The 19,234-nt window shown below is 50.0% G+C and carries 17 protein-coding genes; 6 read left to right on the forward strand and 11 right to left on the reverse strand.

Annotation, left to right across the window (positions count from 1 at the left end):
* Nucleotides 1-26 precede the first annotated feature (26 nt).
* Together dtd and U0358_RS12640 are read left to right on the forward strand one after the other, a co-directional pair.
* Nucleotides 27-464, forward strand: coding sequence for a D-aminoacyl-tRNA deacylase (gene dtd, locus U0358_RS12635; protein ID WP_317497689.1), 438 nt, complete (start codon nucleotides 27-29; stop codon nucleotides 462-464).
* A gap of 5 nt (nucleotides 465-469) precedes the next feature.
* Nucleotides 470-1,372: a bifunctional GNAT family N-acetyltransferase/hotdog fold thioesterase gene (locus U0358_RS12640; protein ID WP_317497690.1), complete on the forward strand. Its 903-nt coding sequence runs from the start codon at nucleotides 470-472 to the stop codon at nucleotides 1,370-1,372.
* Nucleotides 1,373-1,381: 9 nt separating this feature from the next.
* Here the strand turns inward: U0358_RS12640 and hutH are convergent, their stop codons facing one another.
* Genes hutH through hutC form a run of 3 tightly spaced genes read right to left on the reverse strand, consistent with a single transcriptional unit; the run spans nucleotide 1,382 to nucleotide 5,308 of the window.
* On the reverse strand, nucleotides 1,382-2,917 hold the full coding sequence (gene hutH / locus U0358_RS12645) for a histidine ammonia-lyase (RefSeq protein ID WP_322406497.1): 1,536 nt from the start codon (nucleotides 2,915-2,917) through the stop codon (nucleotides 1,382-1,384).
* A gap of 9 nt (nucleotides 2,918-2,926) precedes the next feature.
* Nucleotides 2,927-4,603, reverse strand: coding sequence for a urocanate hydratase (gene hutU / locus U0358_RS12650; RefSeq protein WP_322406498.1), 1,677 nt, complete (start codon nucleotides 4,601-4,603; stop codon nucleotides 2,927-2,929).
* Between the two features lie 3 nt (nucleotides 4,604-4,606).
* Nucleotides 4,607-5,308 (reverse strand): histidine utilization transcriptional repressor HutC, encoded by a 702-nt coding sequence (gene hutC, locus U0358_RS12655; RefSeq protein ID WP_317497693.1) that lies wholly within the window; start codon nucleotides 5,306-5,308, stop codon nucleotides 4,607-4,609.
* A 123-nt stretch (nucleotides 5,309-5,431) separates the two neighbouring features.
* On the opposite strand from hutC, the gene hutI reads away from it, so the two are divergent.
* Nucleotides 5,432-6,658, forward strand: coding sequence for an imidazolonepropionase (hutI, locus tag U0358_RS12660; RefSeq protein WP_322406500.1), 1,227 nt, complete (start codon nucleotides 5,432-5,434; stop codon nucleotides 6,656-6,658).
* Here the strand turns inward: hutI and U0358_RS12665 are convergent.
* Nucleotides 6,609-7,658, reverse strand: coding sequence for a formimidoylglutamase (locus U0358_RS12665; RefSeq protein WP_322406501.1), 1,050 nt, complete (start codon nucleotides 7,656-7,658; stop codon nucleotides 6,609-6,611). The genes hutI and U0358_RS12665 overlap by 50 nt on opposite strands.
* Entirely contained in the window at nucleotides 7,655-8,140 is a 486-nt protein-coding gene (gene rraA, locus U0358_RS12670) for a ribonuclease E activity regulator RraA (protein ID WP_317497696.1), read from the reverse strand. The genes U0358_RS12665 and rraA overlap by 4 nt, the downstream gene beginning before the upstream one ends.
* Before the next feature lie 160 nt (nucleotides 8,141-8,300).
* On the opposite strand from rraA, the gene U0358_RS12675 reads away from it, so the two are divergent.
* Nucleotides 8,301-10,373: a putative bifunctional diguanylate cyclase/phosphodiesterase gene (locus U0358_RS12675; RefSeq protein WP_322406502.1), complete on the forward strand. Its 2,073-nt coding sequence runs from the start codon at nucleotides 8,301-8,303 to the stop codon at nucleotides 10,371-10,373.
* 24 nt (nucleotides 10,374-10,397) lie between these two features.
* Here U0358_RS12675 and hslU read toward each other — a convergent pair whose 3' ends face one another.
* From hslU to priA, 5 genes are all read right to left on the reverse strand, one after another.
* Nucleotides 10,398-11,750 (reverse strand): ATP-dependent protease ATPase subunit HslU, encoded by a 1,353-nt coding sequence (hslU, locus tag U0358_RS12680; protein ID WP_317497698.1) that lies wholly within the window; start codon nucleotides 11,748-11,750, stop codon nucleotides 10,398-10,400.
* Nucleotide 11,751: 1 nt separating this feature from the next.
* Nucleotides 11,752-12,309, reverse strand: a complete 558-nt coding sequence (hslV, locus tag U0358_RS12685; protein WP_011235683.1) for an ATP-dependent protease subunit HslV — start codon at nucleotides 12,307-12,309, stop codon at nucleotides 11,752-11,754.
* A gap of 83 nt (nucleotides 12,310-12,392) precedes the next feature.
* Nucleotides 12,393-12,959 carry an SPOR domain-containing protein gene (locus U0358_RS12690; protein ID WP_317497699.1) on the reverse strand — a complete coding sequence of 189 codons (567 nt, stop codon included), beginning with the start codon at nucleotides 12,957-12,959 and terminating at the stop codon, nucleotides 12,393-12,395.
* A 6-nt stretch (nucleotides 12,960-12,965) separates the two neighbouring features.
* Entirely contained in the window at nucleotides 12,966-14,708 is a 1,743-nt protein-coding gene (argS, locus tag U0358_RS12695; protein WP_322406503.1) for an arginine--tRNA ligase, read from the reverse strand.
* A gap of 92 nt (nucleotides 14,709-14,800) precedes the next feature.
* Nucleotides 14,801-17,011, reverse strand: a complete 2,211-nt coding sequence (gene priA / locus U0358_RS12700) for a primosomal protein N' (protein WP_322406504.1) — start codon at nucleotides 17,009-17,011, stop codon at nucleotides 14,801-14,803.
* A gap of 167 nt (nucleotides 17,012-17,178) precedes the next feature.
* Here priA and rpmE point away from each other — a divergent pair, with 167 nt between their 5' ends.
* Together rpmE and U0358_RS12710 are read left to right on the forward strand one after the other, a co-directional pair.
* Entirely contained in the window at nucleotides 17,179-17,391 is a 213-nt protein-coding gene (gene rpmE / locus U0358_RS12705) for a 50S ribosomal protein L31 (protein ID WP_054490333.1), read from the forward strand.
* A 249-nt stretch (nucleotides 17,392-17,640) separates the two neighbouring features.
* Nucleotides 17,641-18,885 carry a malic enzyme-like NAD(P)-binding protein gene (locus tag U0358_RS12710; protein ID WP_322406505.1) on the forward strand — a complete coding sequence of 415 codons (1,245 nt, stop codon included), beginning with the start codon at nucleotides 17,641-17,643 and terminating at the stop codon, nucleotides 18,883-18,885.
* Here the strand turns inward: U0358_RS12710 and metJ are convergent.
* Nucleotides 18,882-19,205 carry a met regulon transcriptional regulator MetJ gene (gene metJ, locus U0358_RS12715; protein ID WP_322406506.1) on the reverse strand — a complete coding sequence of 108 codons (324 nt, stop codon included), beginning with the start codon at nucleotides 19,203-19,205 and terminating at the stop codon, nucleotides 18,882-18,884. The genes U0358_RS12710 and metJ overlap by 4 nt on opposite strands.
* Nucleotides 19,206-19,234: the final 29 nt, after the last annotated feature.

Below are 19,234 nucleotides of genomic sequence, written 5' to 3' on the forward strand. Positions count from 1 at the left end.
GTTCTGTTTCTGAAAGGTATATATTCATGATCGGACTCATTCAGCGGGTTAGCCGTGCCAAAGTCACTGTTGCCGATGAACTGACCGGTTCTATCGGGCCGGGGCTGTTAATCTTATTAGGTGTTGAACACAAAGACGACGAAGCCAGTGCTGCCAAATTAGCTCAGCGCATAGCCAATTATCGCGTATTCAGTGACGCTGAAGACAAAATGAATAATAGTGTTATCGATGCGCAGGGTGAAGTCTTAGTAGTTTCTCAATTCACCTTAGCGGCCGATACTCGTAAGGGTCGGCGTCCCAGCTTTTCTTCAGCAGCGACGCCCGACCAGGCACAGCATTTATATCAGGTTTTTTGTGAACAACTGTCTGCGCAAGGCTTGCCAGTAGAAACCGGACGCTTTGCAGCAGATATGCAGGTTGAGTTGGTCAATGACGGCCCGGTCACATTTGAATTGAAGGTGTAACACCTATGTATCGCGTTATGACTCCGGAAACAGACGAGCAGATTGAACGATATTACTATCTTCGGTGGCGGGTTCTTCGCGAGCCTTTTCAACGGCCACTGGGCTCTGAACAAGACGAATACGATCAAGTGGGTCATCACCGAATGGTCGTGAATGAAGCTGAGGAAGCCGTTGCAGTTGGCCGTCTTCACTTTAACAGTCCGGAAGAAGCTCAAATACGCTTTATGGCGGTTGCTCCCGAATACCGAGGGGAAGGGCACGGGGTCGCTATTATTTACGCTCTTGAGCTTGCTGCGCGAAAAGAAGGCGCAACGCATGTGGTTATCAACTCACGCGACAACACCATTGGCTTTTATAAGAAGTGTGGCTACGAGGTGGCGGAAGAAGCCGATACCGTAAATAACCCGATGGCAGAACATCATTTACGTAAGTCCTTTACTGAGTACAACCGCATTATTTACCGGCCAGAATGGTGCGCCGAGCTACAAAAAACCTGGCAGGAAGACATTCCTATTTCCGATGCCATGGGCATTAAAATCCATCAGTACACGGGCCGTGTATTCGAAACCCGCGCAGTACTCTCGCGCAACATTAATGTACACGGCACCATGTTTGCCGGCAGCATTTACTCACTGGGTACTTTAACCTGCTGGGGACTGTTGCATTTACAGTTGTTAGAGCGGGAACTGGAAGGAGCCGTGGTATTAGGCGATGGCAACATTCATTATCACAAGCCGGTTACCCAGGAACCTCGGGCAATAGCGCGTTTGAGCGATGTGACCGGTGACTTTTCCGCGTTAAAACAAGGGAAAAATGCGCGTTTGACGATTAAAGCTCAGATACTGGACGAAGAGCAGCCGGTAGCAGAATTTACCGGCCGCTTTGTGGTTCTGGCAAAACGGGACTAGCCCGCATAATCAGGCTTCGGACAAAATATGCGGAAGTTTCACTACTGCCGCTAACTCGCCGTTTTGAATCAGGTCACTGGCCGCTTTAATGTCCGGCGCAAAGAAACGATCCTCAGCATAGTAAGCTACTTGCTCTCGTAAGCAGTTAAACGCTGTTTCAACAGCCGCCGCCCCTTTTAACGGACGACGGAAATCCAGACCCTGGGCCGCTTCTAACCATTCAATGGCAATAATATCGCTGACGTTTTTAGCAATGTCCGTTAACCGGCGTGCTGCAAAAGTTGCCATCGACACATGGTCTTCCTGATTTGCTGAAGTTGGCAGGCTATCTACCGACGCAGGATGAGCCAGGGTTTTATTTTCTGAAGCCAGTGCGGCTGCGGTAACCTGCGCCAGCATAAAGCCCGAGTTAACCCCACCGTCGTTTACCAGAAATGCTGGCAACTTGCTCAAGTGACTGTCTATCAGAAGGGCACTACGACGCTCTGACAAAGCACCAATTTCGCTGGCAGCAATAGCCAGAATGTCTGCTGCCATAGCGACTGGCTCTGCGTGGAAGTTACCACCGGAAATAATGTCCTGCTCTTCGCTGAACACCAGTGGGTTGTCAGTAACACCGTTAGCTTCGCGCACCAAAATACCCGAGGCATGCTCAATCTGGTCTAAAACCGCCCCCATAACCTGAGGCTGACAACGCAGAGAATACGGATCCTGCACTTTCTCGCAGTCTTCGTGGTCTTTGGCAATTTCAGAACTGTCAGTCAGCACATGACGCAGCATTTCCGCCGCTTTAATTTGCCCCGGCTGTCCGCGCACGGCGTGTACACGTTCATCAAACGGCGCCCGCGAGCCCATAGCGGCTTCAACAGAGGTCGCACCCACCACAATGGCGGCATGGAAGTTACGTTCAATGCGGAACAAACCTGCTAAGGCCAGCGCGGTTGATGCCTGAGTGCCGTTCAGCAAAGCCAGACCTTCTTTCGGCGCCAGCTCAAAGGGCTCAATACCCGCTATTTTAAGACCTTCTTCAGCGTTTAGTACCTCGCCGTTATGGCGCACCGTACCTTCGCCTACTAGCGGCAATACCATGTGAGCTAACGGGGCTAAATCGCCCGATGCGCCTACGGAACCTTTTTCCGGAATGCAGGGGTACACTTCGGCGTTCAATAGCTTGATCAGCGCATCAACGAGCACCGGACGCACGCCCGAAAAGCCGCGCGACAAGGAATTTACTTTCAGCAGCAGCATTAAGCGTACAACCGCGTCTTCCATTAAGTCACCGGTGCCGGCGGCGTGCGATAACACAATACGGCGCTGAAGATCGGTCAGACGCTCCGGAGGAATACGAGTATTAGCCAGTAGCCCAAAGCCGGTATTAATACCGTAAACCACACGGCCCTGCTCCAGCACATCCGCAACGGTTTTCGCCGAAGTCGCAATGTTGTCTTTCGCTTCATCAGACAGCTTTAACGTCTGGTGCTGATAAAACCAGTTGCGCAGTTCACTTAACTGCAACTGTCCTGGCTGTAATTCAAAATGACTCATGCAACCTCCTTACTTCGTATCCAGCATAGGTAAATCAAGCCCTTGTTCACGGGCGCAGTTTTTCGCAATATCGTATCCGGCATCGGCATGACGCATAACGCCCGTACCTGGGTCATTCCACAGCACGCGACTTAAGCGCTTTTCGGCTTCTTCGGTGCCGTCGGCTACAATGACCACACCGGCGTGCTGTGAGTAACCCATACCCACGCCGCCGCCATGATGCAGGCTAACCCAGGTCGCGCCGCCAGCGGTATTCAGCAACGCATTCAGCAACGGCCAGTCCGATACTGCATCAGAGCCGTCCTGCATAGCTTCGGTTTCACGGTTAGGGCTGGCAACGGATCCAGAATCCAAGTGATCACGGCCAATAACGACCGGTGCTTTTAGCTCACCACTTTTGACCATGTCGTTAAACGCACGGGCAATGCGGGCACGGTCTTTGAGGCCAATCCAGCAAATACGTGACGGCAGACCCTGGAAGCTAATGCGTTCTTTGGCCATATCCAGCCAGTTGTGCAAATGCTCGTTATCCGGAATCAGTTCTTTGACCTTCTGGTCGGTTTTGTAAATGTCTTCCGGGTCACCGGAAAGCGCTACCCAACGGAATGGGCCAATACCTTCACAAAACAGCGGACGAATATAAGCGGGTACAAAGCCCGGAAAGTCAAAGGCGTTATCAACACCAACGTCTTTGGCCATCTGGCGAATGTTGTTACCGTAATCCAGTACTGCCGCACCTTCTTTCTGGAAGTGCAGCATAGCGCGCACCTGTACCGCCATAGATTCTTTCGCGGCAGTTACCGTGCTGGTGGCATCGCTTTCCTGCTTGGCTTTGTATTGTTCCAGTGTCCAGCCCTGTGGCAAGTAACCATGCAGAGGGTCATGGGCTGAGGTCTGGTCAGTCACTACGTCCGGCGTTACACCGCGCTGCTGCAAGTCCGCATAAACATCAGCAGCGTTACCCAGTAAGCCGACCGAAATCGCTTCGTCTTTTGCCATAGCGTCATGAATCAGTTTTAACGCATCGTCTAAGTTAGTGGCTTTATGATCCACATAGCCGGTGCGCAAACGGAAATCGATACGTGACTCGTCACATTCAACCGCCAGCATACAGAAACCGGCCATGGTTGCCGCCAATGGCTGAGCACCACCCATGCCGCCAAGGCCACCAGTAAGTACCCACTTACCTTTTGCGTCACCGTTAAAGTGCTGACGCGAGACCGAACCAAAGGTTTCGTAAGTGCCCTGCACAATGCCTTGTGAGCCAATGTAAATCCACGAGCCCGCGGTCATCTGCCCGTACATCATCAGGCCTTTTTTATCGAGCTCGTTAAAGTGCTCCCAGTTTGCCCATTCAGGCACCAGGTTAGAGTTCGCAATCAATACACGCGGCGCGTCTTCATGAGTCGGAAATACACCCACCGGTTTACCCGACTGAATCAGGAGAGATTCGTTTGGTTTCAGGCGCTCTAAAGTTTCAATAATTTTGTCATAGCATTCCCAGCTGCGCGCAGCACGCCCGATACCACCATAAACGACCAGCGCCTGTGGGTGTTCGGCAACTTCGTCATCAAGGTTGTTCATCAGCATCCGCTTTGCAGCTTCTACCTGCCAGTTGCAGGTGGTTAGCTCGGTTCCATGAGGTGCGCTTATCTTGCGACTTTTATCCAAACGGGTGAATGACATGACTTACTCCTTAAAGGTTAAATGGCCGCCTAACTTAAAACGGGAGCCGGGGTGAGTCAGCGTGGCGAAAGTCACCACGCCACCTGAGCTCCAGGTGCGGCGCAAAATTCTGAGACAAGGTTCGTGACGGTCGATACTTAAGTATTGGCAGAGAGTATTGACCGGCAGAATAGCTTCAATTTGATGACTGGCTTCGGTAAGCGGGCTGACCACGCATAAATATTCGTGCGGAGTCACCTTGCTGTAGTCCTGCTTTAGATAGTCGGGAACCAGTTTCGGGTTAACAAAACGCTCTTCCAGCTGCACCGGCAGGTCGTTTTCGAAATGGGTGATTAACGAATGAAACACCGGGCTGCCTTCTTCCAGCTCCAGCGCTTCAGCTACCTGAGTTGAGGCTGGTTGTTCTTTCAGCATATGCACTTTGGCGCGGTAGTCGTGACCACGTGAACGCACTTCATCGGCAATATTGCGAATGGCCATAAAAGAGGTTTGTGACTTAATTGGCGCAACGTAGGTACCAGAGCCCTGGGTACGAATGACCAGGCCTTCGTCGGCCAGCTCCTGTAGCGCGCGCCTTGCCGTCATTCGACTGACAGAAAACTGCGCTGACAACGCGTTTTCTGAACTGACGGGGTGGTTTTCAGGCCACTCACCGGATTCTATCTTCAGATAAATATGCTGTTTTATCTTTAAGAATTTATTCATTCCGATCCCAACATGTAAATGACATGACTCGATATTTTTGAGGTTAAAAGTCTAGTTCAGAATAATTGTATATACAAGCAGCTTTTGCTACTCTTTTATCAGAACCAACCTTAAAGGACTGTTATGCAACGCATAGAAAATATCAACGCAGCGACAATGAAGGATGATAAGGGTTATGGCCTTATCCAGGGCGCTACAGTCATTATTAATAAGGGCAAAATTGAATTTGTGGGTGCTGCTTTTGACGCCCCCGCTACCCCGACTGCGGAAGTGATTGACGGTAACGGCGGCCTGCTGACTCCCGGGTTAATTGATTGTCACACTCACCTGGTTTGGGCCGGGTCCCGCGCCAACGAATTCGCACAACGTCTGCATGGTGCCAGCTATCAGGAAATTGCCGAGCAGGGCGGTGGTATCAAAAGCACCGTAAAAGCCACTCGGGAGGCATCAGCAGAAGAGTTACTGACACTGGCTCTAGAGCGCGCAGAAACACTTATGTCGCAAGGGGTGACGACCATAGAAGTGAAGTCCGGTTATGGTCTGGACTTAGAGAACGAGCGCAAACAATTAACCGTGGCGCGTCAGTTAGCCGAGCAGTTACCGGTGAACATCAAAACCACCCTGCTGGCGGCTCATGCGATACCACCAGAGTTCAATGAGAACGCCGACGGCTATATTGAAGAAATTATTCAAAACATTTTACCGACGCTGGCTAATGAAGGCTTGGTCGACGCCGTTGACGCCTTTTGTGAAAGCATTGGGTTTAGCCCTGCACAAACCGAAAAAGTGTTTAAAGCAGCAAAAGAGTTAGGGCTACCAATTAAGCTTCACGCCGAGCAAATCACCAATCAGAAAGGTGCTAAACTGGCCGCAGACTATCAGGCTTTATCGGCTGATCATCTTGAACAACTGGATGAAGAGGGTGTGAAAGCCATGGCTGAAAATGGCACTGTGGCGGTGTTATTGCCCGGAGCATTTTACTTCCTGCGTGACACGCAAAAGCCGCCGGTTGAGTTACTGCGAAAACATTCTGTACCCATGGCCATTGCCACCGATGCAAACCCGGGTTCATCGCCGATTCACAACCTACCTTTAATGCAGCAAATGGCTGCGACCTTTTTCCACATGACCCCGGAAGAGTGTTTGCGCGGAGTAACGGTTAATGCTGCCAAGGCTCTAGGCGAGACAAAACGCGGCGTTATTGCAGAAGGCTGTTACGCAGATTTAGCACTATGGAATAGCAAAGACGCCGCTGAGCTCACTTACCAGTTTGGCGTGAACCCGCTAAAAACCTTGTGGTTTAACGGCGTCGCTCACGACCGTGTAAGTAAGCCGTGGTCAGCTCGCTAAGCAACTGTCCGCATATTTTCATACCTTCGTCGAAGCCTGCACTGCACAATGACGGCGCGGCTTCGGCAAGGTGTAAATAACGCGCTTCGTTCACCTCAGCTAAACGCTTAACGTACTGAAAACCCTGGCCCAGACTTAAGCCAACATAGTTTACAGCACTAGCCGGTACGGCATTTAAGGCATCAACATCAACTTCAATACCCAGCGGTCGCTGCCAGGACACGGCTTTCGCGACCACTTCGTCCATTACCTCGACAAATGACCGCTCATATAAGCGGTGCAGGGTATGGTAACGCATACCGGCATCCTGCAGTTGCCTTAGGCTGCTGGCGGAGTTTTTGCCCTGATGCAGGCCAACAATATGGTAAAACTCCAATGCACCTTCCATGTAAGCGTAACTAAAGCCATTGCCCGAGTGGCGGCCTTCGCGCGGACGGAAGTCTGCATGAGGGTCTAAATTGACCGCACCACAAGCTTCCTCTGTCACTTTATGCAAACTCTTCAGCAGCGGATACGCATTATTGTGCCCCCCGCCGATAACAATGACCTCAAAACCCTGCTCGAACAACGGTGTCAGAATGTTCTCGACGCGGGCATCAACCTGCGCACACAGCTCCCGTAAAGTAGCAAGATCATGAGCGTCTGTAGCATCGAGTTCAGCGGCCTTTTCGTTTAAGTCGTCACAATTAACCGCTCCAACCAACAACAGTTCGTGCGTAGAAAGTAGCCCCGTTTTCTGCAAGTTAAGGAAGCTGTTCAAAAAAGCCTGCCAGCCGTCATCGGCACCAGCGCGACCAAGGTTGGCTCGCACACCGATACTCTCGGGAATACCCACTAGCGCTACACGCTGTCCGTCGCCCCAGGCTGCCGCCAGACTCTCTTCGTAAGTACCCTCTTCAGAGAGCCCCCGAATAGCCTGACCAATTTTAGTTTCCTGCTCACGTACCGTGACCCATTTTGCCGGGTCAGTCAGTTCTAAGTAAGAGATGTCACTCATCATTCAATATCTAATGGTTCCGGAGACAAGATAACGCCAGTAGTATCAACATACAGGTGGTCTTCCGGCAAAAAGGTTACGCCGCCAAAATTTACCGGTACGTTCAGCTCACCCACGCCCTCGCTAATAGCGCCAACCGGAATAGAAGCAACACCCAGAATACCAATATCCAGCTCTTCCAACGCGTCAACTTCGCGCACGGCGCCGTAACAGACGATGCCTTCCCAGTCATTATCCATGGCTTGCTCAGCAATGGCAGCATCAATAAGAGCGCGGCGTGATGAGCCACCACCATCAATCAATAAAATCTTACCACCACCGTCGGCAGCAAGGGTTTCCTCAATTAACCCTTTATCTTCGTGACACTTGATAATAACCAAGCTTCCGCCAAAAGAGCTGCGGCCTCCGTAAGACTCAAACATGGGTTCAACCACATCGACCATATCGGGGTATAAATCGCAAAGTTCTGAAGTGTTGTATTCCATGATTGCATTCCTGACGTTGCTGTAGCAGTAGCTGGCAGTATACCTTCTATCCGGTGCGGACAAAAGTAACCTGATAGCGACAACGAAACCCTTGAATTATAGAGTAAAAACCCGTTTAATCTAACCAACCATAATAATAATAAAGTGAATTGCTATTTTCATGCCCCAGCTTGACCTCATGACCAGTCTGGCTATAGAGACCTTTGCGCATTCAATACAGGCAGTTTTCCTGCTCGGATTTGCCGCCTTACTGATGTATTACCATAGATACTATCAGCGCGATTATCTAGGCTACTGGGCTTTCGCCTGCTGTGCATTCGGTCCTGGCGAAATCATCAGAGCCTTCCTGGCCGGTAGCGCCATGGTTGCGCCCGAGTCTGCGCTTAGCTGGTCCAATGGTTTACAGGGGGTTGCTTTAACCTTTCAGTACCTCGCCATTTCTTTTGTTGCCTTAGGAGCCTCTTGCGCCGTTTTTAATAAAAAACCACAAAACTACTGGCAATACATAGCTTATACAGTCTCTCTACTGGGCGGCGTTATTTCGTACTTTTGGCTGGAACCAACCATCAGCTACGCTGGTAGCACGCCTAATGCCGGGTTTATGAGGTTTCTGGTCACAGGCTCCGTTTTAGTAGCGGTCAGCTTGTTTATGTGGCGCAAGCTAGGGAACGGTCTCGGGCCAAAACTGGTATCCGGTGGTTTCTTCAGTATTGGTTTTAAAAACTTTATTGTACTCGGCGCTATTTTCTTCTTGCCCGGCAACGCCATTGACTGGCTCCTCAGCTTTCAGGCGCTGTTCACCGTTATACTTGTTGCAGCCATCATTGTCGGCATCATTATTTGGCTACTGGAGTCTGAACGTAATACCGCCGTGCACGCCATTCAAAGAGCCGAGTATCTGCACACCCATGACGCACTGACGGGAGTTTCTAATCGCGATCAGCTGGTCAGTAAAATTCCGCTATTCATCGAGTATTGCCGCAGCAACAACCGCCAGTTAACCATCATGCTTATTGGCATCAGTCGCTTTAAGGTGGTTAACGAGACTATTGGTATTCGCGGTGGAGACCAGGTTTTAAAAGAAATTGCGCGACGCCTGCAAAACTTTAGCAAACAGCCTCTGGCGGTATCCCGCATTAGCGGCGATGTCTTTGCTCTTGCCTTTGATCACTTAAAAAGCCGAAGTCTTATAAAAGATTTGGCTGCAGAGCTTCAGGACACACTGAGTAAGCCAATTGAGGTGGGTGAGAAAACGCTAAATGTTGCTGCTGGTATTGGTATTTCTCGTTACCCTCAGCACGGCAGTCGCTCAGAAGCTCTGCTCAACAAAGCAACCATTGCGTTGACTCAGGCAAAGCAGTCACATCAACCCAGTGTTACCGTTTATGAACGGGGTATGGATGAGATGTACTCCTATCTGGTTGATATGGAACCAACTTTGCGACGCGCGATGCGGGAAAATGAATTCACTCTGTATCTTCAGCCTCAGTTTGATTTTGACCATCAACAACTTTGCGGCTTTGAAGCCCTTATCCGTTGGCAACATCCAGAGCGCGGCCTGCTGAGTCCGGCAGAGTTTCTCCCATATATTGAGCAATTGGGGCTTTCCACTGAACTGGATGACTGGGTTCTTAATAATGCGGCGGCTATCCTTGCCTCCTGGAAACAAAGGTTTGGTCTCTGCTGGCCCATAGCGGTGAATTTATCCGCGCCGCAATTTCAGCATTTTCAGTTAATAGAAAAAATGCAGCAACTACTGGAAGACTACAGTATTTCTCCCGATTGGCTGGAACTTGAAATTACCGAAAATGTTGCCATGTCCGATTTACACAATGGCATGAGCGTTATCCAGCGCTTGCGGGAAATGGGGTTTGGTATTTCTATTGATGACTTTGGTACCGGCCATTCCTCACTGGCTTACCTTCGCTCCTTACCAATTAACAAAATTAAAATAGACCGCAGCTTTGTCAACGAACTGCAGCAAAACAATAACGATGTCACCATTCTGAAAGCCATGATCCGCCTGTCTCACGGTCTGGGTAAACGCGTTATTGCCGAAGGAATTGAAACCGAAGAACAACAGGACATGTTGCAAATGCTGGGTTGCGACATGATGCAGGGCTATTTCTATTCACCGCCAATGCGTCTGCAATTTGCCGAGCAATTTATTGAACGCCAAATTCAGGGCAACAAAAAGCCGTTGCCACCCGGAGAGTTTGCAACGGCTTTCTAGCTCTACAATTTCTGCAGAGTCTTTTTACAGGATGAAGCGGCTTAGGTCTTCGTCCTGTGACAACTCACCAACATGTTGATTCACGTAGTCGGCATCAATAACCAGCTTTTCACCGCTGTGGTCAGTTGCATGGAACGAAATTTCTTCCATTAAGCGCTCAAGCACCGTATGCAAGCGACGCGCACCGATATTTTCTGTGGTTTCGTTTACATGGAATGCCACTTCAGCAATGCGCTGGATACCTTCCTCAGTAAAGCTCACCTCAACGCCTTCAGTGTTCAGCAGGGCATGATACTGAGTGGTCAGCGACGCGCTTGGTTCGGTCAGAATGCGTACAAAGTCGCCACTGGTCAGTGCTTCCAGCTCAACCCGAATAGGCAAACGCCCCTGTAATTCAGGAATAAGGTCTGACGGCTTGCTCATCTGGAATGCACCAGAGGCAATAAACAGAATATGATCGGTTTTTATCATACCATGCTTGGTATTGACTGTAGTCCCCTCAACTAGCGGCAGTAAGTCGCGCTGCACACCTTCGCGGGAAACATCTGGCCCGCTGGTATCACCGCGTTTACAAATTTTGTCAATTTCATCTAAAAAGACAATGCCGTTCTGCTCAACAGACTCAATAGCGGCTTCTTTAACGTCATCAGGATTCAGCAGCTTCGCAGCTTCCTCATCAACCAACTGTTTGTAAGCGTCTTTAATGCGCATTTTGCGCGCCTTGGTCTTGTCGTTGCCCATGTTCTGGAACATGTTCTGCAATTGCGACGTCATTTCTTCCATGCCCGGCGGTGCCATAATTTCAACACCCATTTGTGGCATAGCTAAATCAATTTCTATTTCTTTGTCATCCAGCTGGCCTTCACGCAATTTCTTACGGAATACCTGGCGCGTGCCACGTTGGTCATCGTTTTCCGGTGTCTCTTCCTGTTGCTGAGCCCAACCAGAAGAAGACTTCTTCGCCGGTGGCAGCAGTACATCAAGAATACGCTCTTCCGCCGCTTCTTCAGCACGGTAACGTACCTTTTGCATCATTTCTTCGCGCGTTTGTTTCACAGCAACGTCAGTTAAATCCTTAATAATGGATTCAATTTCTTTACCCACATAACCTACTTCCGTGAACTTAGTCGCTTCAACTTTAATAAAAGGCGCTCTCGCTAATTTAGCCAGACGACGGGCAATTTCCGTCTTGCCCACACCGGTAGGGCCTATCATTAAAATATTCTTAGGTGTTACTTCCTGACGCAGCTCGTCGTCCAGCTGCATCCGGCGCCAGCGGTTACGCAGGGCAACGGCGACAGCACGTTTGGCTTTATCCTGACCAATAATATGTCGGTTTAATTCGTCTACAATTTCTCTTGGGGTCATCTCAGACATCTTATTTTTTCCCCTGCTTCGTTTTGTCTTCAGCAATTGACTCTTCTTCTTCAATGGTCTGGTTGCCGTTGGTATACACGCAAATATCGCCTGCAATGGTCAGTGCTTTTTGCACAATGTCGCGGGCATTTAAGTCAGTATTTTCCAGCAAAGCTCTTGCTGCCGACTGCGCAAACGGCCCACCGGAGCCAATCGCAATCAAGTCATTTTCCGGCTGCACAACATCGCCATTACCGGTAATAATTAATGACGTTTCTTTATCCGCTACTGCAAGCAATGCCTCCAGTCGGCGCAAAGCACGGTCGGTACGCCAGTCTTTTGCCAGCTCAACAGCCGCCCGCATCAGGTTCCCCTGATGTTGCTCAAGTTTGGATTCAAAGCGTTCGAACAGTGTGAAAGCGTCAGCGGTGCCGCCGGCAAAGCCTGCCAGCACTTTATCGTGGTAGAGGCGACGCACTTTGCGCGCGTTGCCTTTCATTACGGTATTACCCAGAGAAACCTGGCCATCACCGCCAATAACAACTTTATCGCCGCGGCGAACAGATACGATAGTAGTCAAATCAAGACCCTCTTTTTTGTCTTAGTGACGTCGATGACAAGTATCTGAGGGTCTATATCGTATTTTTCAATGGTGAATATCGACTAATCGATATTCCAGTTCCAGATTGCGCAGCCAAACACCTGGTTACGCTGCAATTTATGGCGATCACGTTCGGCATCGCGTTTGGTTTCATAAGGACCCAGAATAACCCGGTACCAAAGCCCGTTACTGCCTTCAGTCGAGCGTACCTGAGATTCAAGCCCCGCCATCGCAATTTGTGCACGCAACCTTTCGGCGTCCTCCTGCTGACGGAAAGAGCCACATTGCATGAGTTTCGGTGGACCCACTTCACGTTCCGGCACATCCACTTCTACTTCTTTACTTCTTAACTCTTCAATATAACGCCAGCGCTCAGCCGATTTTTTCGGCAATAAGTCCGCCGGAGGTGGTTGCACCTGCGGCTGTTCAACCTGTTCAGACTTACCGCTAATTTGCACCAGAATATAGGCAAAGAAAGCAATGAGACCAATGGCAACAGCGACCACAAACCAGGGCACCGGTTTTCGCTCAGCAACCGGTTTTGCGCCGCGTTGCTGTTTTTTATTGGTTCCTTTTTTCTTAGTCGGCTTACGTTTCGGCGACTTTGGCTTACGATTCGCGTAATCCATAGTGCGTTACATTTTCTCCAGAGTTGGAATGCCCAGCAATTCCAGACCTTGCTTCAGCACATTAGCCGTTAACATCGACAATTTCAGGCGGCTGTTACGAAGCGCTTCGTCTTCCTGATTCAAAATTGGGCAGGCTTCGTAAAAACTGGAGAAGCGACCGGCCAAATCAAACAGAAAACCACATAAGAAATGCGGCATCGCTTTATCCTGAACCTGATGCAGTACTTCGTTAAAACGAACCAGCTGATTGGCCAGCGCCAGCTCACGTTCATCACTCAGAATAATGTCTGCGTCACGATCAAAAGCGGTGTCACCCAAGCGATCAAAAATACTGTTCACACGGGTGTAAGCATAAAGCAGGTAAGGTGCCGTGTTGCCTTCGAAGGTCAGCATGTGGTTCCAGTCGAAAATGTAGTCGCTGGTACGGTTTTTCGATAAGTCCGCGTATTTAACCGAGCTAATCCCCACCACTTCAGCAACTCGTTTCTGCTGCTCTTCGGTAAGGTCGGTAGTTTTTTGCTGCAATAATTCCAGCGCACGACGTTCGGCTTCATCTAATAAGTCAGCCAGTTTGGTCACACCGCCGTCGCGACTTTTGTAAGGTTTACCGTCCTTACCCATCACGGTACCAAAGCCGTAATGGTTCAGCTGTATATCGCCTTCCACAAAACCGGCTTTGCGCGCCAGCGTGAATATTTGGTCGAAATGCAGCGACTGACGGGCATCCACAAAGTACATCAAATGATCACCGCCCAGTTCTTTCTGACGGTATTCAATGGCGGCTAAGTCGGTAGTGGCATAAAGATACCCTCCGCCTTTTTTCTGCACAATAATAGGCAGCGGCTCGCCTTCTTTGCCTTTGTATTCTTCAAGGAACACGCACTGCGCGCCCTGATCTTCAGTCAACAGGCCTTTCTCGCGAAGGTGCTCAATAACGCCCGGCAATTTGTCGTTGTAGGCACTTTCTGCCATTACATCGTCACGAGTCAGCTTAACACCCAGGCGGTCGTAAACGTCCTGACAGTGGCTCAATGACACATCAATAAACTGATTCCACAGCTTCAGACAATACTCGTCGCCCGACTGCAGTTTAACCACCAGCTGACGTGCACGGTCAGCGAATTCTTCGCTTTCGTCAAAACGCTGCTTGGCGGCTTTATAAAAGGTTTCCAGGTTGCTCAGCTCATATTCTGCCGACTGGTTATCCAGCGCTTCCATGTACGCTAAAAGCATACCGAACTGCGTACCCCAGTCACCCACGTGGTTCTGGCGAACGACTTTATGACCTAAAAACTCGCACACGCGTGACACGGCATCACCAATAATGGCTGAACGTAAATGGCCCACGTGCATTTCTTTCGCCAGGTTAGGCGAAGAGTAGTCAATAACAATAGTTTTGCTTTCGTCAGCCACATCCACGTTCAGGCTGTCGCTGTTCAGCATAGCGGTTAGCTGGTCTTTCAGCTGGTCCTGCGAAATGGTGAAGTTAATAAAACCCGGACCCGCAATGTCCATTTTCGACAGCAGAGTGTTTTCCGGAACCGCAGCAACAATGGCTTCTGCCAACTGTCGCGGATTCGATTTCGCCGGCTTTGCCAGCATTAATGCCAGATTCGTCGCAAAGTCACCGTGCGACTTATCGCGGGGTCGGTCCAACTGAATGTTTACTGAGTGATCCGCCGGAATTGTGCCCTGTGCTTTAAGTTGACCAATGGCTTCGGCCAGTAACTGTTCAAGTTGTTCTTTCATTAATGCGACTACCTGTATGAAAAATCGAAGAGGAAATTCAAAGCGCTTAGTTTAATCGCTACGCTCGATAAAAAAAACCGCTTAGTTGTTAATCAGCTGAAGTCTTGCGGATCAATATCCAGCGACCAGCGCACTTTTTTCAATAACGGCAAGGCGTTAATTTGCGGCAACAAGTGTTCAATAAGCTGAAAACGCAATTTTCGCGACTGACAATGTAACAGCAATTGATAGCGGTAACGACCCGCTTTACGCTCCATTAAGGCTGGCATCGGCCCCAGTAAAAATGCACCGTCCACCTGCGGCATTAGTTGTTGAATCTGAGTCATGGCCTGTACCACTGAATCTCTGTCGGTTGCTTCGCCACGGAACAGCGCCAAATAAGAGAATGGCGGCAGCTCGCTTTGCTGGCGTTCGGCAAGCGCGGTCAGGGCAAAGTGTGAATAGCCGTTGTTGAGTAAGTCCTGAATTAAGTCGTGTTCCGGATGATGGGTTTGCAATACCACCTTTCCGGCTTTGTGCTCCCGCCCGGCGCGACCCGCCACCTGAGTATAAAGCTGGCCCAGGCGCTCTGCTGCCCGGAAGTCCGCACTGTACAGCGCACCATCGACATCCAGCAGCGCCACCAGAGTGACATGCGGAAAATGATGGCCTTTGGCCAACATCTGCGTGCCTACCAACAAGGGGTACTCGTTATTTGTGGCTTTTTGCAGGTAATCATCCAGTTGGCCTTTGCGGCGGGTGGAGTCCCGGTCAATGCGTAACACGCCGCGCCCGGGAAACATCTCTTTCAGGCTGTGCTCTAACTGCTCGGTACCCACGCCGTGCGAAATTAAGTGCGTGGAACCACAGGAACCGCACTGCTTAGGTATGCGCTGCTGGCTACCGCAATGGTGACACTGCAACTGGTGATGAGCTTTATGTACGGTGTAATAAGCGTCACAACGATGGCACTGCGCCAGCCAGCCACATTCGTGACACATTAACGCCGGTGCAAAACCACGACGGTTAAGGAACAGCAGTACCTGGTTACCGCGTTCAATTTCTACCTGAATTTGTTCCTGCAATGCTTTAGAAACGCCGGCTTTAATGGGCTGCTGTTTCAGGTCAATAAGTTCGTGTTTAACCATTTGTGCGCCACCAGCTCGCTGCCCCAGCTTAAGCCAGTGAAAACGCTTACTAACCGCGTTATTCAAAGTTTCCAGCGAGGCCGTTGCACTACCCAGCACCAGCGGAATATTCAGCAACGACGCCCGTTTAATGGCAATGTCCCGGGCATGGTAACGAAAGCCGTCCTGTTGTTTGTAGGACAAGTCATGTTCTTCATCGACCACAATAAGCCCGAGTTTCTGACAGGGTGTAAACACCGCCGACCGGGTACCGATAATAATTGCCGCATGACCGTGTTTTGCATCCAGCCAGGTATTTAAACGTTCTCTGTCACTCATACCTGAGTGCAGCATGACCACCGGCGCGTCAAAGCGTTCTTTAAAGCGCTGCAAAGTCTGTGGGGTCAGGCCTATTTCCGGTACCAGCACCAACACTTGCTCTCCGCGCTCCAGCACCGGCTCCATAGCCTGCAAATACACTTCGGTTTTACCACTACCGGTAACCCCTTCCAGCAGCAGCGCACTGTGCTTTTGCTGTTGGTTAATGGTTGAAACCGCGACTGCCTGCTCGGTATTTAGCGCATGACCCTGCTCTTTTAGCACCGATGATTGTTCTTGCCAGCCCTGATTCTTAATCGGAGCCTGCTCGCGCACGTCAATCCAGCCTTTATCCTGCAAGGTACGAAGCACGGCTGAGGTTACGCCCATGTCGGTTAAATCACTACGCCTGAGCGGCTGATTCTTGAGCGCCGCCAGCACCTGCTGTTGTCTTGCAGCCCCTTTTAAATCATTAATGGATTGAGCCCGGCCTAAATCGGTCAACGCATAAAAAGTTTCGGTCAGGTATTCCGCCGCATCGCCTTTACGCAATAAAACTGGCAGGCTATTGGCAGCAACGTCACCCAACGAGTGGTGATAATAATCAGCTGACCAGCGAACCAGTTGCCAGATATCACGCGGCCACAGTCGCTGCTCATCCAATACCGAAACAACCGCTTTCAGTGCAAATTCTGGCGGTTCGTCAGTGGCTTCGGCCACCACATACCCCACTAACTGACGCTGGCCAAAAGGCACACGCACGCGGACTCCCTGCGGCAGTGGCTCGGCACTTTTGCACAGATAGTCATAGGTTTGTCGAAGAGGTAGCGGCAGTGCGACTTTATAACGTCGTTCGCTGCCGGTGTTGGCTTGCTTCATGGCTCTATTCTGGAACGCCGCCGCGCAGAATACAAGGCAGCAGATTCTGCTTGATCACAGACGCAGGATCACATAAAATGCGCGGCTCTTAATTCATTGATGTTTTTTTGCGCATGGTGTTCGGCTTTGGATCGAATGGCGATGCGGCCCATAACTGAGGTAACCCCATGAAACAAGGTATTCATCCTAAGTACGAGACTTTAAAAGTCAGCTGTTCTTGCGGTCACACGTTCGAAACGCGTTCAACCCGCTCAGAAGATCTTCACCTGGACGTCTGTTCAGAGTGCCACCCGTTCTACACTGGTAAGCAGCGTGTAATGGACACTGGCGGTCGTGTTGATAAGTTTAAGAAACGTTTTGGCGCTCTGGGCAAGAAATAAGCCTGGGAAAACCTATAGAAAACGTTGCTTAACAGCAGATTTTAAGAGAAAGGCGCTAAACAGCGCCTTTTTTTGTGTCCGCTCGCCTAAACCTCCCGTTGTTAAAGAAAAGTTAACTGGTGTACTTTTAAACACTCGTTAAATTTAGTTAGCCTTATTAAGAGCATAAAGACGCAGGTAAGATTTGTTTCTTAGCCTAAAAGCGATAGACTAATTAGCATTCTGATAACCAGACTCAGGTATCACCGCATGACAGATTTTCGCCAACAAGCACTGGATTACCACGAATACCCGACTCCGGGTAAAATCTCGGTTGAACTGACCACTCCTGCTGAAACCAGCAAAGATCTAGCTCTCGCCTACAGCCCGGGCGTAGCAGAACCGGTTCGGGAAATTGCTCAGGACCCGGACGCTGCTTACCGTTATACTGCCAAGGGCAACATGGTGGCGGTTATTACCAACGGAACGGCTATTCTTGGTTTGGGAAATTTGGGACCACTGGCGTCAAAACCGGTAATGGAAGGTAAGGCTCTATTATTCAAGCGCTTTGCCGGACTGGACTCTATTGATATTGAAGTGAGTCACCGTACCACGCAAGACTTTATCAATACCGTTGCTAACATTGCCGACACTTTTGGTGGTATTAATTTAGAAGACATAAAAGCGCCCGAATGCTTTGAAATTGAACAAGCTTTAATAGAGCGTTGCAATGTTCCGGTGTTTCACGATGATCAGCATGGTACTGCTATTGTGACTGCCGCCGGTATGCTGAATGCACTGGAAATTCAGGGCAAAACGCTATCGGAATCTCGCATTGTGTGTCTTGGTGCCGGTGCTGCCGCCATCGCCTGTATGGAACTTTTAATTAAATGTGGCGCGCAACGTGAGCACATTTATATGCTCGACTCAAAAGGCGTTATTCACACCCGTCGTGATGACTTAAATGAATACAAACAGCTGTTTGCCAACAATACCGACAAACGTACGCTAAAAGACGTTATTGAAGGTGCCGATATCTTCGTGGGTGTTTCAGGGCCAAACTTACTCAGCGCAGAAGAGTTGAAACTTATGGCGCCAAACCCCGTTCTGTTTGCCTGCTCTAACCCAGACCCGGAGATTAAACCAGAAACCGCTATGGCGGCACGTGATGACCTGATTATGGGAACCGGGCGCTCGGACTACCCGAACCAGGTGAACAACGTTTTATGCTTCCCGTTTATGTTTCGCGGCGCGTTAGATGTGCGAGCTACAGCGATTAATGACGAAATGAAGGTTGCCTCAGTAGAGGCCATTCGCCAGCTGGCGAAAGAGCCAGTGCCGGAATCAGTATTAAAAGCAGCCGGCGTCAAAGAATTAACCTTCGGTCGTGATTATATTATTCCTAAGCCAATTGACCCGCGCTTGTGCTCACGGGTCTCGCGTGCCGTTGCGGAAGCTGCGGTGAAGTCCGGCGCAGCTAAAATCGATTTACCGAAAAATTATATGCAGGATTAATCGTCGAGCTCTTCGTCGGTCGGAATAGGTAATCCCCGGGCTTCCAGCTCTTCGCGCACGGCCTTGGGGATTTTATTCGGATTGGACTTTTGTAAGTCTTCATCTTCCGGCAGTGGCTGACCGGTAAAAGCATGTAAAAACGCCTCGCAAAGCAGTTCGCTGTTGGTAGCATGGCGAAGATTATTAACTTGGCGACGGGTTCGTTCATCGGTCAGTACCTTTAATACACGCGTGGGTATTGAGACCGTAACTTTTTTCACCTGCTGACTCTTACGACCGTGTTCAGCATAAGGGTAAATATATTCGCCGTTCCATTTCATTGTTACTATCCCACTATATAACAAAACCA

Source organism: Idiomarina sp. PL1-037 (assembly GCF_034422975.1).
Classification (GTDB): Bacteria; Pseudomonadota; Gammaproteobacteria; order Enterobacterales; family Alteromonadaceae; genus Idiomarina.